The sequence below is a fragment of the Xanthomonas sp. WHRI 1810A genome (assembly GCF_040202885.1).
Taxonomy (GTDB): Bacteria; Pseudomonadota; Gammaproteobacteria; order Pseudomonadales; family Pseudomonadaceae; genus Aquipseudomonas.
The window spans coordinates 14,978-29,706 of sequence record NZ_JBEGED010000011.1 but is presented as its reverse complement, the minus strand read 5'-3'; the positions used below and the strand labels follow the sequence as shown (position 1 = coordinate 29,706).

The 14,729-nt window shown below is 61.8% G+C and carries 12 protein-coding genes; 5 read left to right on the top strand and 7 right to left on the bottom strand.

Annotated features, from left to right (window positions below):
* Window positions 1-18: 18 nt before the first annotated feature.
* Both ABQX22_RS16790 and ABQX22_RS16785 read right to left on the bottom strand, forming a co-directional pair.
* Complete coding sequence (locus ABQX22_RS16790) at window positions 19-465, bottom strand: GNAT family N-acetyltransferase (protein WP_349800989.1); 447 nt, start codon at window positions 463-465, stop codon at window positions 19-21.
* A complete protein-coding gene (locus ABQX22_RS16785; RefSeq protein ID WP_349800988.1) occupies window positions 458-1,099 on the bottom strand; it encodes an FMN-binding negative transcriptional regulator in 642 nt (213 codons plus the stop codon). Before ABQX22_RS16785 ends, ABQX22_RS16790 begins: the two co-directional genes overlap by 8 nt.
* A gap of 89 nt (window positions 1,100-1,188) precedes the next feature.
* Here ABQX22_RS16785 and pdxR point away from each other — a divergent pair, with 89 nt between their 5' ends.
* Together pdxR and ABQX22_RS16775 are read left to right on the top strand one after the other, a co-directional pair.
* The gene (gene pdxR / locus ABQX22_RS16780; RefSeq protein WP_349800987.1) at window positions 1,189-2,733 is read left to right on the top strand and encodes a MocR-like pyridoxine biosynthesis transcription factor PdxR; all 1,545 of its coding nucleotides are present in this window, start codon (window positions 1,189-1,191) and stop codon (window positions 2,731-2,733) included.
* Window positions 2,734-2,976: 243 nt separating this feature from the next.
* Entirely contained in the window at window positions 2,977-4,188 is a 1,212-nt protein-coding gene (locus ABQX22_RS16775; RefSeq protein ID WP_349800986.1) for a YeeE/YedE family protein, read from the top strand.
* A gap of 169 nt (window positions 4,189-4,357) precedes the next feature.
* Here the strand turns inward: ABQX22_RS16775 and tkt are convergent, their stop codons facing one another.
* Window positions 4,358-6,439, bottom strand: coding sequence for a transketolase (gene tkt / locus ABQX22_RS16770; RefSeq protein WP_349800985.1), 2,082 nt, complete (start codon window positions 6,437-6,439; stop codon window positions 4,358-4,360).
* 280 nt (window positions 6,440-6,719) lie between these two features.
* Between tkt and ABQX22_RS16765 the strand changes: the two genes are divergently transcribed.
* The gene (locus ABQX22_RS16765; protein WP_349800984.1) at window positions 6,720-7,592 is read left to right on the top strand and encodes a bestrophin family protein; all 873 of its coding nucleotides are present in this window, start codon (window positions 6,720-6,722) and stop codon (window positions 7,590-7,592) included.
* 131 nt (window positions 7,593-7,723) lie between these two features.
* Here ABQX22_RS16765 and ABQX22_RS16760 read toward each other — a convergent pair whose 3' ends face one another.
* The 4 genes from ABQX22_RS16760 to ABQX22_RS16745 all read right to left on the bottom strand — a co-directional run bounded on the left by ABQX22_RS16760 (window position 7,724) and on the right by ABQX22_RS16745 (window position 12,842).
* Complete coding sequence (locus ABQX22_RS16760) at window positions 7,724-8,500, bottom strand: hypothetical protein (protein WP_349800983.1); 777 nt, start codon at window positions 8,498-8,500, stop codon at window positions 7,724-7,726.
* Between the two features lie 255 nt (window positions 8,501-8,755).
* The gene (locus ABQX22_RS16755) at window positions 8,756-9,757 is read right to left on the bottom strand and encodes an asparaginase (RefSeq protein WP_349800982.1); all 1,002 of its coding nucleotides are present in this window, start codon (window positions 9,755-9,757) and stop codon (window positions 8,756-8,758) included.
* Between the two features lie 18 nt (window positions 9,758-9,775).
* The gene (locus tag ABQX22_RS16750; protein WP_349800981.1) at window positions 9,776-11,230 is read right to left on the bottom strand and encodes an alanine/glycine:cation symporter family protein; all 1,455 of its coding nucleotides are present in this window, start codon (window positions 11,228-11,230) and stop codon (window positions 9,776-9,778) included.
* A 187-nt stretch (window positions 11,231-11,417) separates the two neighbouring features.
* Window positions 11,418-12,842 (bottom strand): aspartate ammonia-lyase, encoded by a 1,425-nt coding sequence (locus ABQX22_RS16745; protein WP_349800980.1) that lies wholly within the window; start codon window positions 12,840-12,842, stop codon window positions 11,418-11,420.
* Between the two features lie 305 nt (window positions 12,843-13,147).
* Here ABQX22_RS16745 and ABQX22_RS16740 point away from each other — a divergent pair, with 305 nt between their 5' ends.
* Together ABQX22_RS16740 and purE are read left to right on the top strand one after the other, a co-directional pair.
* Window positions 13,148-14,068 (top strand): LysR substrate-binding domain-containing protein, encoded by a 921-nt coding sequence (locus ABQX22_RS16740; protein WP_349800979.1) that lies wholly within the window; start codon window positions 13,148-13,150, stop codon window positions 14,066-14,068.
* Window positions 14,069-14,231: 163 nt separating this feature from the next.
* Window positions 14,232-14,723: a 5-(carboxyamino)imidazole ribonucleotide mutase gene (gene purE, locus ABQX22_RS16735; RefSeq protein ID WP_349800978.1), complete on the top strand. Its 492-nt coding sequence runs from the start codon at window positions 14,232-14,234 to the stop codon at window positions 14,721-14,723.
* The last annotated feature ends 6 nt before the right edge of the window (window positions 14,724-14,729 follow it).

The following is a 14,729-nucleotide window of genomic DNA, read 5'->3' as shown; positions in this document are numbered from 1 at the left end:
CCAGAAAGGGAGTGGGGCTCACAGCTGTTTGCGGAAATGGATATAACCGGGGCGTTCGGCGATGCGCTCGTACAACTGAATCGCCGTAGCGTTGGTTTCGTGGGTCAGCCAGTGGACTTTGTCGCAGCCGTCTTTTTTTGCCGTGGCGTAGACATGCTCGATCAACAAGCGTCCGACGCCTGTGCCGCGCTGCTCGGGTGCAACGATCAGGTCCTGCAGGTAACAGGCGTTGTGAACGCTCCAGTTGGAGCGATGGTAGATGAAATGCACCATGCCCACCGCCTTGCCATCCTGCCAGGCCAGGGCGGCATGGGTCGGTTCGCTGGCATCCAGCAGGCGATGCCAAGTGCTCAGGCTGACGCTGTCGGCCAGTTCCGTTTTATAGAACGTCAAATAGGCTTGCCAGAGCGGCAGCCACTGCGCGTGGTCGTCGGGGGTGACGGGTTTGATGTGCACGTCAGACACGGGGTTCTCCTTGGCTCATCTCGCGAGCAAGCTCTCGATCATGGGCATCCTCGCTGGCAGCGAGCCCGGCGCGAACGCCGGCGATGTCCTCGGCAGAGCGGTTCTGATTGAGTTTGCGTTTGCCCTCAAGCCGCTCGATGGGCAGGGCGAAACCGACGATGGCACCGAGCATCTTCTCAATGTAGTCGGCAGGTGCATCCGTCACCGCCCAAGGGCTTGCCCGGCCTGACTCGTGCTTGTCGGTCAAGCCGCTGACCACTTCGAGTAATCGCTGGGGGTCGGTGAACACTTCGCCGTGGCCGTAGGCGTGGATCGCCAGGTAATTCCAGGTCGGCACAACTTTGCCGTGCTCAGCCTTGGCTGGGTAGAACGAGGGACTGATGTAGGCGTCGGCGCCCGGAAAAATCACCATCACCTCCGCGCCGTTTTGCAGGTCTTTCCATTGCGGATTGGCCTTGGCGAAGTGCCCATAGAGCGTGCCGTGTGCGCCTTCATTCGGGGCCAGTAGCAGCGGCAAGTGACTGGCCTGCATTCCCGACTCGCCGGACGTAACCACAATGGCCAGGCGGGCGGCCTCGATCTGGGTGTGCAGGCTGCCCAGATCGGCATCTTTGAAATAGGACGGTGTGTACATGAGATTTTCCTTGGCGACCTCGCTAATCCTAGGCAGCCTATTGGTCGGTTGTAAGAGCCATTAACGGACAATTTCACAGAGCCAATTTCATGCCGCCTTCGTCGCCTTCGCTTTCTTTTGATTTCGCCGGTATCGAGCTGGACCGACGCCAGGGCCTGAGCCGCCAGCTGTATCAAGCGCTGCGTCAACGAATTCTCGACGGCCGCCTCAGCGGTGGTACCCGATTGCCGGCGAGTCGGGACCTGGCGACGGCGTTGTCGGTATCACGCAACAGCATCCTCCGCGCATACGATCAGCTCTATTCCGAGGGCTTCACCGAAGGTCGTATCGGTGACGGCACGTACGTCGCCCAACTCGCCGGTAAATCAGTCCCGGCAAAAAAACTATCCACAAATCTGTCCACAGGGTTAACAACAGGCTTACCCACAGGTTTATCCACAAAAGCGCCTGAATCCACTGATCTTTTATCCAGTAAAGTTATCCCCAGTAAGGCGCTGGAACGGCTGGAACAGCACCATTTGAGCCCGCGAAAAACCGGCTTGCCGCGCGCTTTCCGGGTGGGAATTCCCGCTTTCGATCTGTTCCCGTTTGCAATCTGGGGCAAGCTGCACGCGGCTTTTTGGCGACGGCCGGACATGCAGCAGCTGGGTTATGGCGATCCTGCGGGCGAGTGGCGCTTGCGTGAGCTGATTGCGGTCTATCTGAAGACTTCTCGGGACTTGCACTGTACCGCTGAGCAAATTGTGATCACCAACGGTGCGCAACAGGCAATTACCCTTTGTGCACAGCTGCTGTTGAACCCCGGAGAGGGCGTGGCTGTGGAAAACCCGGGCTACCGGGCGGCAGGTCATGCATTCGCGATTGCGGGTGCAACATTGCACGGGATCCCTGTGGACGCTGAAGGCCTGTGCAGCAAGGCGTTAAACCAAAGTGCGAGCAAGCTGGCTTACGTCACGCCGTCCCATCAGTACCCGACTGGCGTCACCATGAGCCTCGCGCGGCGCCTGCAACTGCTCGCATGGGCAGAGCGCACCGGCGGCTGGATCGTCGAGGATGACTACGACGGCGAGTATCGCTACAGCGGCGCGCCGTTGGCGCCTTTGGCGGCGCTCGATCAGCACGGGCGGGTGTTGTATGTCGGTACGTTTGGCAAGGTGGCGTTTCCGGCGCTGCGCCTGGGCTATCTGGTGCTCCCGCGTAATCTGGTCGAGCCGTTCAGCCAGCGCCGGGCAGTGGACATGCGTCATTCGGAGATCGGCACGCAAGCGGTGATGGCCGCGTTCATCGCAGCGGGTCATTTTCAACGGCATATCCGTCGCATGCGGCGCGCGGCCCTCAGTCGGCGTAACGCATTGTTGGCGGGCTGGCCGCAGGGCGTTGCCGGCTGTGCACCGATGCCCACGCCGATGGCGGGTTTGCATTTGGCGGTGAATGTGGACAGCCTCGCCCGCGAGCGGGAACTGATTGCCTTGGCCGAGCGCGTCGGCGTCGAGATCAATCCGCTGAGCGAACACTGGCTCCCTGACTCCACAACGCCCGTCGATCAGCGCGCCGGGCTGGTGTTGGGATTCGCGGCAGTGCCCGAGGTCGACATCGCAGCGGCACTGGAAAGACTAAAAGCTGTGTGGTGTTGATTCTGGCCGGAGGCCGTGGGAGTCCGGCTTGCCGACGATCTGCCGGGAACCGGCAGCAAACTGGTCGATGAGGCATATCTGGCATCGAATTGGGCGATTTATGGCCGGTGCCCGGCCAATCGCTGGCAAGCCAAGCTCCCACGCCGGGCAGAGCAAATCATGTGCGTACTCGTTACGCCGTCAAACCGCTCGCCGCACCCGCGTATACTCACGTCCATTGAAAACACCCTTTGAGAAACGTCCATGAGCCTTCCTCTTTCCGTTGCGCCTGAACGCAAGTTCGGTGCGCCCTTGATAGCCTTTATTCTTCTCTTGATCGGCGCTGTGTTTTTGCAAGCCAGCGTCGGTGGCAAACAGGTGCTGCTGCTGATCGTCGGCGCAGCCCTGGGCCTGACGCTGTACCACGCCGCCTTCGGGTTTACCTCGGCCTGGCGCGTGTTCATCACGCAGCGGCGCGGCGCAGGCCTGCGTGCGCAGATGGTGATGCTGGCCGTGGCGGTGGTGCTGTTTTTCCCGGCGCTGGGCGCAGGCTCGTTGTTCGGCTCGCCGGTCACCGGGCTGGTCGCTCCCGCGGGCGTTTCGGTGGTATTCGGCGCGTTCATTTTCGGCATTGGCATGCAACTGGGCGGCGGATGCGCGTCAGGCACTCTGTTCACCGTCGGCGGTGGCAACGCGCGGATGCTGGTCACCTTGCTGTTCTTCATCATCGGTTCGCTGATCGCGACGCACCATGTGGATTGGTGGTTCTCGCTGCCTTCGTTCCCTGCCACCTCCATCGTCAAAACCTTCGGCGTACTGCCTGCACTGGTGTTCAGCCTGGCACTGTTTGCCCTCATCGCCTTCGTGACCGTGACACTGGAAAAGCGTCGGCATGGCCAGCTTGAAGCCCCGGTCACCAGCGAGCATGTCGGCCTGCGCCGCTTCTTGCGGGGTCCATGGCCATTGATCTGGGGTGCCGTCGGGCTTGCGCTGCTGAACTACGCGACCCTGGCACTGGCGGGTCGGCCATGGGGCATCACCTCAGCGTTCGCGTTGTGGGGTGCCAAAGTGGCGAGCGGGCTGGGTGTGGACGTGGGCAGTTGGGCGTTCTGGCAAATGCCGGCGAACGCGAAAGCGTTGGCGGCCCCCGTGTGGGAAGACATCACCACGGTCATGGACATCGGCATCATGCTGGGTGCGTTGCTGGCGGCGGGACTGGCAGGACGTTTCGCCCCGAGCCTCAAGATTCCGACGCGCTCGATTGTCGCGGCGGTGATTGGCGGTTTGCTGCTGGGTTACGGCTCGCGTCTGGCGTACGGCTGCAACATCGGCGCGTACTTCAGCGGCATCGCCTCCGGTAGCCTGCACGGCTGGCTGTGGCTGGTGGCGGCCTATATCGGGAACGTGGCGGGCGTGCGTATTCGTCCGTTTTTCTTTGAGGGCGAGCGGCAGCCGGCGGTGTTGACCGGCTGCTGACCGCGTAAACCTCGATTCCGCAATCGCGAGCAAGCTCACTCCTACAGATCGTGCATTCCCCTGTAGGAGTGAGCTTGCTCGCGATGACTGAGTGTCAGATAACGTAGCCGCATCTGACACACTGCAATCGCGGGCAAGCGCGCTCCTACAGAGTGGGGAAGGCGTCAGCTCAACCAATCTGCTCTTTGGCCAGCTTGACGATGTTGTCCACCGTAAAACCAAACTTCGCCTGCAGCTTCTCAATCGGTGCAGAAGCACCAAAGGTGTTCATGACCACCTTAGCGCCTGTCTGGCCGACATAGCGGTCCCAACCCATGGGTCCTGCCTGCTCGACCACAACCCGACCCTTGACCTGCGGCGGGAATACGCTGTCGCGGTACGCCTGGTCCTGATCCTCAAACAACTCCCAACTCGGCATCGAGACTACGCGAGCCGACACACCCTCGGCGGCCAGCTTCTCGTAAGCCGCGACGGTCATGCCGACTTCGCTGCCGGTGGCGATCAGAATCACATCCGGCTCGCCTTCGCCCGAATCCGCAAGCACATAAGCGCCCTTGGCGACGCCTTCAGCGCTGGCGTATTTGTCGCGATCCAGGGTGGGCAGCGGCTGACGGGACAACACAATGCACGAAGGACGGTTGGTTTGTGCCAGGGCAATTTTCCATGCCTGGGTGGTTTCGTTGGCATCGCCCGGACGCAGCGTGATCAAGCCCGGCGTAGCGCGCAGTTGCGTCAATTGCTCAATGGGTTGGTGCGTCGGACCGTCTTCACCCACACCAATGGAGTCGTGGGTGAACACGAACACCACCGGCAACTCCATGATCGACGCCAGACGAATCGGCGGCTTCATGTAGTCGCTGAACACCAGGAAGGTCGAGGTGTACGGACGGATGTAAGACAGTGCCAGGCCGTTGGCAATCGAGCCCATCGCATGCTCGCGAATGCCGAAGTGCAGATTGCGGCCGCCGTAATTGCCCGCTTCAAAACTGCCGGCGCCGTCGAAGGTCAGGTTGGTCTTGGTCGAAGGCGACAGGTCAGCGGAACCGCCGATCACCCACGGGATTTTCGCGGCGAACGCGTTGAGCACCTTGCCACCTGACGCGCGGGACGCAATGCCCTTGGCGTCGGTCTCGAAGTTTTCCAGCTTGTCCTGCCAGCCGTCCGGCATCTCGCCAGCGCGCATGCGTTTAAGTTGATCGGCCAGCTCCGGGTCGTTTTTCTCGACGCCGGCCAAGGTCTGCTGCCAGGCATCGAAGTCACTGGCGTTGTGTTCCAGCAACGCATCGCGCAGGCAATGTTTGGCGTCTTCCGGCACCAGGAAACTGGAGTTCTCGTCCCAGCCGTAGGCTTTTTTGGTCAGCTTGATTTCGTCGTCGCCCAGCGGTTCGCCGTGGGCCGCAGCGGTGTTGTGCTTATTGGGCGAGCCAAAGCCGATCACGCTGTCGACCACGATCAGGGTCGGCCCGCTGTCGTTCTGCTTGAACACGTTCAGCGCCTTGGCCAGGGCCTGGGCGTCGTTGGCGTCGGCGACGTGCACGGTGTGCCAGCCGTAGCCCTCGAAACGCGTCTGCACGTCGTCGCTGTACGCCAGCTCCGTGTGGCCTTCGATGCTGATGGTGTTGTTGTCGTAGATCCAGCACAGGTTCGACAGCTTGAGGTGGCCGGCCAGCGAGGCGGCCTCGGCGGTGACGCCTTCCATCATGTCGCCGTCGCCACACAGGACATACACGTTGTAGTCGAACAGCGTGGCGCCCGGGCGGTTGAAGTGCTCACCCAGCCAGCGCTCGCCCATCGCCATGCCCACGCTGTTGGCGCAGCCCTGGCCCAGTGGGCCGGTGGTGGTTTCGACGCCGGTGGTCATGCGGTATTCGGGGTGACCAGGGGTTTTGGAGTCCATCTGGCGAAACTGCTTGATGTCCTCAAGACTGACGGCGGGCTTGCCGGACGGCTTGCCGTGCTCGTCGATCTCGACCACGCCGGCCAGGTGCAGCAGCGAATACAGCAGCATGGAGGCATGGCCGACGGACAGGACAAAGCGGTCGCGATTCGGCCAGTCCGGGTGCTCGGGGTGGTAGCGCAGGAAGTCTTTCCACAGCGTGTAGCCGACCGGCGCCAGTGCCATAGGCGTGCCGGGGTGCCCGGAATTGGCCTTCTGCACGGCGTCCATGGCCAGGGTGCGAATGGTGTTGATGGTCAGTTGGTCGCGGTCGGTATGTGGTTCGATGGAGCGAGACGTTGAAGACGAGCCCATTAACTTTCTCCTCGTGACGTGTTGCTGAAACATCCAGACAAGAGTTGAGCACAGCGATGGCGCGTTTGTTCCATGAATAATGCCCCGGCGGTCCGGGCCGATGGCGCATGATCACCCGGTCGCCTAAACGATTCAGCAACTCGTCTGTTAAAGCGGCGAGTGGCGAACCAACCGGCCGCAATGCATTCAAATCAGGCATATCGGGCACCTGCCCGCTCATCGCACATGATTCAAAACGGGGTGGCCTTTGCAGGAAATGATCGTCAAGAAGTACCGTGCCATGATCAGGACCTTTACCTACATCGGTTGGTCATTGTTCTGGCTGCTGATCTGGGACGTGGTGGTCACGGTCGACTTCATGCTGTACCTGGAACGCAAGATCACCCTGCCGTCCATGCCGCTGACGTTGCTCGGCTCGGCGCTGGTGGTGCTCACCAGTTTTCGTAATTCCAGCGCGTATAACCGCTGGTGGGAAGCGCGGACGTTATGGGGTGCGCTGGTCAACAATTCGCGCAGTTATGCGAGGCAAGTGCTGACGCTGATCGATGACGAAGACGAATTGAACCCGGTCAAGGCCGTATTGCTGCGCCGGCATGTGGCTTACGTCGAGTGCCTGTCGGCGCACCTGAAGGGCGGCCATTGCGATGAGGACGTTACCGCGATGATCCCCCGCGCGGAGTACGACCGTCGCATGCGCACCAACAACTTCCCCAACGACATTCTCAACACCTCTGCCGCGATCATCGCCAAAGAGTACAAGGCCGGTCGGCTGGACAGTATTCGTCTGGAGCGGCTGGAAGCCACGCTGGTCGAGATTTCCAACTGCCAGGGCGGGATGGAACGCATCGCCAACACGCCGTTGCCTTATCCCTACGTCACCTTCCCCCGCCTGTTCATCACTTTGTTCTGCATCATCGTGCCCATCGGCCTGGTGGAAACCCTGGGCTGGTTCACGCCCCTGGCGTCCACCGTCGTTGGCTTCATGCTGCTGGCGATCGAGAAGATCGGCACCGACCTGCAAAGCCCGTTCAAGGCGTCCGAGCACGAGATCCAGATGAAAGCGCTGTGCGCCAACATCGCCGGCAACCTGAATTCGATGCTGCGTGATGCGACACAAGAGCGGGACGAGCGGGACAGTGTTGAGACGGTGTGATTCGGGTCGCGTGATACCCCTTCGCGAGCAAGCTCCCTCCCACAAGTGCGCGACAGGAAACTGTGGGAGGGAGCTTGCTCGCGACGGCTGCACCGACTTGCGGCTTTCAGCTTGAAGCTTGTGCTGCTTTTTCAGGTCCCCGATTTGATCTTGGTCCACACCCGCGTCCTGGCCCGCTCCGCATCGCGGGGCAGCGGTGTCAGGGTGTAAAGGGTCTTCATCGCGGCTTCGGTCGGGTACAGGTTCGGGTTATTGCGGATCGCCGGATCGACCAGGTCGGTCGCGTCTTTGTTCGGGTTCGGGTAACCCACAAAGTCGCTGATCGGGGCGATGACCTTGGGTTGCAGCAGGTGGCCCTGATCGATAAACGCTTGCGCGGCAATGGCGGCGTTGTTGAGGTAGCAATAACCGCCCATTACATCGCCTGCCGCGTGATGGCCGGGTGGTCGGCACAAGGCGAATGCACTGCGCGCGCCTTTCTGAATCGCCGCCTGCGCGGTCAGTGCGACCTGCGCTGCGCTGTAGGCGGCTTGCCAAGTGCCCGCGGTAATCGGTGCACCTGCGTCGAAGCTGTAATGCCCCAACTGGCCGTGCAGACTTTTCGGAATGACAGAACGCAAGGTCCGCGCTGGCCACGTGTAGGGCAGCAGATCGCCCTCTGGTTCGGTCTGGGCCCAGCGCTCCCAGGCGCCTTTGAAAAACTCAAGATAGGCCTGCGTGTGGACGCGCTGAATGGGGGTCAACCCAAAGTCCTGCGGCGCTTGAACCTCACCAAGGTCCCGATCCTTGACCCGCTGCAGCACATGATCGGCCCGGGACGGCATCTCGAAACAAGGCATCAGCTTGCCATCGATCAACTCGCAGCGGCCGTGATGCAAATGGTGATCATCCGAATAAATCGTCAGCATGGTGTGCTCCCGCAACAGTGGCTTTGGCTTGGCCTGTCGAAGCGTAGCTTGTTCAGCGGGGGCAGAGCAGCGGGTAACCGGGATCGGGAACAGAGGGTAGGGCGTGAGCGGTGCTCAATCCTTGAGCAGAACCTGTACCAACGTAGGAGCTGACGAGCCCGTGCGAGGCTGCGATCGCGCTGTGTCAGGTAGACCGCAATCGCAGCCTCGCACGGGCTCGTCAGCTCCTACAATGAAACGTATGCAGGGCAGCTATCAACGCAACTCCCCACACACATCCAGCGCCACACAACGCCGCACTTCATCCTGCGACAGCCCTGCACCGATCAGCGCATGGAGTTTGCCGAACGCGGCTTCGCGGGTCATGCCGCCGCCGGACAGAACGCCGACACCGCGCAGGCGGCTGCCTGCTTCGTAGACGTCGAGTTCTACGCCGCCTTCGTGGCACTGGGTGATGGCGACCACGGCGATGCCTTGATCCCGGGCGCGCTGCAGGCTGGCGAGGAAGGAGGGATCATCGCTGGGGCCGGTGCCACTGCCGAAGCATTCGAGGACCAGGCCCTGAATGCCGCTGTCGATCAGGGCATCCACTTGCGCGGCGCCAATGCCGGGGAACAACGGCAGGACAGCGACGCTGGCCAGTGTTTTGGGCTGGCGGTAATCGAGGGCCGACGGCAGCGAACCCGGCGTTTCGCCGCTGTGCGATCGGTTCAGCGCTGCAAACGGATGACGTCCGAAGCTGCGAACCTTGGCGCAACGGGTCGGCGCCAGCAGTTCGCCGTGGAAGTACAAGTGCACGCCCGACGGCAGCCCTTCGCCCAACATCGCAAGCGCCCCGTTGACGTTTTCCCACGCGTCACTGTCGGGTACGCCGGCAGGGAGCATAGAGCCGGTGAACACGACGGGAGCGTCCAGCCCCAGCAACTGAAAGCTCATCGCCGCCGCGCTGTAGGCCAGCGTGTCGGTGCCGTGCAGGATCAGCACGGCGTCGCAACCGTCTTCAACCGCTTCGATGACCGCGCCGCGCAACCGTTGCCAGTACGCGGGTGTCATGTTGGCGCTGTCGATCAGGGGGGACATTTCCCGAAAGCGCCATCGCGGCACGATCAAATCAGGCTGTTCCGCCAGTTGCAGGGCCATGCGCGCTTCAAACCCGGAAGCCGGTGCCAGCCCGCTTTCACTGGCCTGCATGCCGATGGTCCCGCCGGTGTACAGGACCATGACGTGCTGAGCCGGTGCTTGATGTTCGCGCTGCATGGCGGTCTCCCTGATGGATTAAGGTGCGTCAGCGACGGGTTTGCCAGTGAGGACAGGTGCGGCGCTGGACGGCTGCGGTGTCCCCAGCTTCGGCCAGGCTTGCAAGTCCAGGTCCAGGTCCGGGAATTTGCCGGAATCGAACACCGGGGTCTTGATCCCTGCCTTGCGCTGCTCATCGTAGTCATGCAGCAGACGCAGGCCAATGCTGAACAGCATCGTCAGCGCGATCAGGTTAACGAACGCCAGCAGGGTCATGGTGATGTCGGCGAACGCGAACACGGTACCGAGGTCCTCCACCGCACCCCACAGGATCAGCGCCAGCACCAGGGCGCGATAGCCGATCAGCGCCTTGCGGTTCTCGCCGATCAGGAAGCGCAGGCTGTTCTCGCCCAGGTAGTAGTTGTAGAGAATCGAGGTGAACACGAACAGCGCCAAGGCCACGCTGATGAAAATCCGACCCCAGTCGCCGACCACCGCCGCCAGTGAGTTCTGGGTCAGGGCAATGCCGTCGCCCTCAAAACCCGGGGTGTAGAAACCGGACAGCAGAATCAGCAACGCGGTGCAGGTGCAAATCACGAAGGTGTCGAGGAACACGCTGAACGCCTGGACCACGCCTTGGGCAATCGGGTGCTCGACCTGCGCCACGGCAGCGACGTTAGGCGCGCTGCCGAGGCCGGCTTCGTTGGCGAAGACGCCACGTTTGACACCCATTACGATCGCGCTGCCGATCAGTCCGCCAAACACCGGATCCATGCCGAACGCGCTGCGCACGATGGTCAACAGCATTTCAGGGACGTGCTCGAACTGCACGGCGATGACGTAGATCGTCACGGCGATATAAATCAGCGTCTTGACCGGTACCAGCAGGTCCGCGACTGCGGCGATGCGTTTGATTCCGCCGATGAACACCAGACCCAACAGGGCTGCCAGGGCGATGCCCGCGTACGTCGGCGACAGGCCGAATGCATCATTGAGCGAGTGAGTCACTGCATGGGACTGCAGGCCGTTGAACGCGAAACCAAAGGTCACCAGCAGCAGCACCGCCATGACCATGCCGAGCCAGCGTTTGCCCAGGCCGTGCTGGATGTAATAGGACGGACCGCCGCGGAATTGACCGTCGGCGTCGCAGCGTTTGTACAGCTGACCGAGGGAGCATTCAAAGAAGCTGCTCGCCATGCCGACCAGTGCCGTGACCCACATCCAGAACACCGCGCCCGGCCCGCCCATCGTCACGGCAATGCCGACGCCGGCGATGTTGCCCGCGCCGACGCGTCCGGCCAGGCTGAGCATCAGGGCTTGAAAAGAACTCAGCTGGCCCGAGCTGCTGCGCAAGCTGTCGCGAAACACCGAGAACATATGAAAAAAGTGGCGCATTTGAACGAAACGCGAGCGAATCGTGAAATACCCGCCCAGCCCGACGATGAGTACGATCAGTACCTTTCCCGAGAGGAAGTCGTTGATGACTTCAAGCATTGATGGTTCCTCGCTGTTTTTGAGGGGCCGCACTATACCGGTGCGGATCGTTGCCGTCTGTAATCGGATTCCGGCGTCAATAATCAGGGGCCAAAAAAAAGGGCTGCAAACACAAGGCTTGCAGCCCTCAAAAGGATGAGGGGTGTCTAGACCCTCAGCCTGGTGATCTTTTACAGCCCCGTTGCGATCAGGCTTTCAGCGGTACCAGTCGCGGGGCAATCATGTTTTCCGGGCGCAGAATGTCGGCCAGCATGACGTCGTCCAGCAGGCCTTCTTCGCGTACCAGTTCCAGCACGCCGCGCCCGGTTTGCAGCGCGATACGAGCGATGCGGGTGGCGTTTTCGTAGCCGATGTACGGATTCAGTGCAGTGACCAGCCCAATCGAGTGCTCGACCAGTTCACGGCAGCGCGCTTCGTTGGCGGTGATGCCGACGATGCAGTGCTCGCGCAGCATGTCCATGGCCCGTTGCAACAGGCGGATCGAGTCGAAAATCTTGTAGGCGATCAGCGGCTCCATCACGTTGAGCTGCAACTGTCCGCCTTCTGCGGCGATGGTCAGTGCCAGGTCATTGCCCATGATTTCGAATGCGCACATGTTCACGGCTTCCGGAATCACCGGGTTGACCTTGCCCGGCATGATCGAACTGCCTGGCTGACGCGCCGGCAGGTTGATCTCGTTGATGCCGGTACGCGGACCGCTGGACAGCAGGCGCAGGTCATTGCAGATCTTCGACAACTTCACCGCCGTGCGCTTGAGCATGCCGGAGAACAGCACAAAGGCGCCCATGTCGGACGTGGCTTCAATCAGGTCCGCTGCCGGAACCAGCGGCTGACCGCTGATGGTTGCCAGTCGCTGTACGGCCAGGTGCTGGTAACCCGGGTCGGCGTTGATGCCGGTGCCGATGGCCGTGCCGCCCAGGTTGACTTCGGTCAGCAACTCCGGCGCCAGGGTGCGCAGGCGGTTGAGGTCTTCGGTCAGCGTGTTGGCGAAGGCGCGAAATTCCTGGCCGAGCGTCATTGGCACCGCGTCTTGCAGCTGGGTACGGCCCATCTTAAGAACGTGGTTGAACTCCAGGCCCTTGGCCGCGAAGGCCTGGATCAGGCTGTCGAGGCTGGCGAGCAGCGCATCGTGGCCCAACAACAGGCCCAGACGGATCGCCGTTGGGTAGGCGTCGTTGGTGGACTGCGCCATGTTCACGTCGTTGTTCGGGTGCAGGTACTGGTATTGGCCTTTTTCATGGCCCATCGCTTCGAGGGCGATGTTGGCGATGACTTCGTTGGCATTCATGTTGGTGGACGTGCCGGCGCCGCCCTGAATCATGTCCACCACGAACTGGTCGTGGAAATCGCCGCGAACCAGCCGGGCGCACGCTTCGCTGATCGCCGCGTGCTTGGCGGCATTGAGGTGACCGAGCTGATGGTTGGCATCGGCGGCCGCCTGCTTGACCATGGCCAGCGCTACGACCAGCTTGGGGTAATGAGAGATCGGGACGCCGGACAGGTGAAAGTTGTTCACCGCCCGCAGCGTCTGGATGCCGTAGTACGCTTCGGCGGGTACATCGAGAACGCCAAGCAAGTCTTTTTCGGTGCGAAATGATGCAGCGCAGGACATGATAGAGAAAGTCTCAAGGAGGGCACGGGCTAGGCCGGAACGCTGTGAATACTAGGCCTGTGGGCAATCTGCAACCAATGCTGTTCAGCACTGGCCTATGCGCAAACGGCATAACGTTGATGTGACGTGCGGATTGTGACGAGCGTATGAAGGGTGTTGAATGCATCACACCCGACGCATCACTGTAGGAGCGCGCTTGCCCGCGAAGGCGTCGTGTCAGTCGCTGGATACGGTGCAGACATTCCGCAATCGCGGGCAAGCGCGCTCCTACAATCAATAGTGGCGACTATCTGGTAGAGGACACCATGAATCTTGAAAGCAAATGGCTGGAGGACTTCAGTGCGCTGGCCGCCACGCGCAGTTTCTCCCAGGCGGCGGAGCGTCGGTTCGTGACCCAGCCTGCCTTCAGCCGACGGATCCGCAGCCTCGAAGCGGCACTTGGGCTGACGCTGGTCAATCGTTCCCGCACGCCGATCGAACTCACCGCTGCGGGGCAATTGTTTCTGGTCACCGCGCGTACTGTGGTCGAGCAGCTCGGCGAAGTCCTGCGGCACCTGCATCATCTGGAAGGCGGGCAGGGCGAGGTCATGCAGATCGCCGCCGCCCACTCGTTGGCGCTGAGCTTCTTTCCCCGCTGGATCGCGCAACTGCGCAACGAAGGGCTGAACATCGCCACCCGGCTGGTCGCCACCAACGTGGGTGATGCGGTCCATGCACTGCGCGAAGGCGGGTGTGACGTCATGCTGGCATTTTATGACCCGGACGCCGCGTTGCAGATGGACGCCGAAATCTTCCCCTCGCTGCACCTGGGCACAACCGAAATGCTGCCGGTGTGTTCGGCGGACGAAGACGGTAAGCCGTTGTACGATCTGGAGGGTGAACAGAGCGTGCCGTTGCTGGCGTACAGCGCAGGCGCCTTTCTCGGGCGCTCGGTGAATCTGCTGTTGCGCCAGCGCAGCCTGCGGTTCACCACCGTCTATGAAACGGCCATGGCTGACAGCCTCAAAGGCATGGCGCTGCAAGGCCTGGGCATCGCTTGGGTGCCGCGCTTGAGCATCGTTGCCGAACTGGCCCGGGGCGAGCTGGTGATCTGTGGTGACGCGCAGTGGCAGGTGCCGCTGGAGATTCGTCTTTATCGCTGCGCGCTGGTGCGCAAAGCCAACGTGCGCCTGCTGTGGCGCAAGCTGGAAAGTGCCGCGCCAACCGAGCCTGAAAAGGGCGCCTGACAGAAGGTCGCCGGGGGTGCTTTTAACGCAGCGCTTTGCGCTATACTGCGCGGCCTTTGGCCGGTTGCACCGGTCATAATTCGTACGACAAGCCACGCCGGTCTTCCCGCGTGGCTTGTTGTTTTTAGACGCGCCTGCGGGCGCCCGATGAAGAGGCACGACGATGACCGCACTGGTTGGCGTGATCATGGGCTCCAAGTCCGATTGGTCCACCCTTAGCCACACCGCCGACATGCTGGACAAGCTCGGCATCCCGTACGAAGTCAAAGTGGTGTCGGCCCACCGCACGCCGGACCTGCTGTTCCAGTACGCCGAAGAGGCTGAAGGTCGTGGCATCGAGGTGATCATCGCCGGCGCCGGTGGCGCTGCCCACCTCCCTGGCATGTGCGCCGCAAAGACGCACCTGCCCGTGCTGGGCGTTCCGGTGCAGTCGTCCATGCTCTCCGGCGTCGATTCCTTGTTGTCCATCGTGCAAATGCCGGCCGGTATTCCCGTGGCGACGCTGGCCATCGGCAAAGCGGGCGCGATCAACGCAGCCCTGCTCTCGGCCAGCATCCTCGGCGCCAAACACCCCCAATTCCATGCAGTGCTGAAGACATTCCGCGCTGAACAGACAGACAGCGTTCTGGACAATCCAGACCCGCGCCAGGCCTGAGGTTTC

What these genes read in the sequence shown, in the direction of transcription:
- ABQX22_RS16785 (WP_349800988.1), bottom strand. Translation starts at nt 1,099, where the DNA reads ATGTACACACCGTCCTATTTCAAAGATGCCGATCTGGGCAGCCTGCAC.
- pdxR (WP_349800987.1), top strand. Translation starts at nt 1,189, where the DNA reads ATGCCGCCTTCGTCGCCTTCGCTTTCTTTTGATTTCGCCGGTATCGAG.
- ABQX22_RS16775 (WP_349800986.1), top strand. Translation starts at nt 2,977, where the DNA reads ATGAGCCTTCCTCTTTCCGTTGCGCCTGAACGCAAGTTCGGTGCGCCC.
- tkt (WP_349800985.1), bottom strand. Translation starts at nt 6,439, where the DNA reads ATGGGCTCGTCTTCAACGTCTCGCTCCATCGAACCACATACCGACCGC.
- ABQX22_RS16765 (WP_349800984.1), top strand. Translation starts at nt 6,720, where the DNA reads ATGATCAGGACCTTTACCTACATCGGTTGGTCATTGTTCTGGCTGCTG.
- ABQX22_RS16760 (WP_349800983.1), bottom strand. Translation starts at nt 8,500, where the DNA reads ATGCTGACGATTTATTCGGATGATCACCATTTGCATCACGGCCGCTGC.
- ABQX22_RS16755 (WP_349800982.1), bottom strand. Translation starts at nt 9,757, where the DNA reads ATGCAGCGCGAACATCAAGCACCGGCTCAGCACGTCATGGTCCTGTAC.
- ABQX22_RS16750 (WP_349800981.1), bottom strand. Translation starts at nt 11,230, where the DNA reads ATGCTTGAAGTCATCAACGACTTCCTCTCGGGAAAGGTACTGATCGTA.
- ABQX22_RS16745 (WP_349800980.1), bottom strand. Translation starts at nt 12,842, where the DNA reads ATGTCCTGCGCTGCATCATTTCGCACCGAAAAAGACTTGCTTGGCGTT.
- ABQX22_RS16740 (WP_349800979.1), top strand. Translation starts at nt 13,148, where the DNA reads ATGAATCTTGAAAGCAAATGGCTGGAGGACTTCAGTGCGCTGGCCGCC.
- purE (WP_349800978.1), top strand. Translation starts at nt 14,232, where the DNA reads ATGACCGCACTGGTTGGCGTGATCATGGGCTCCAAGTCCGATTGGTCC.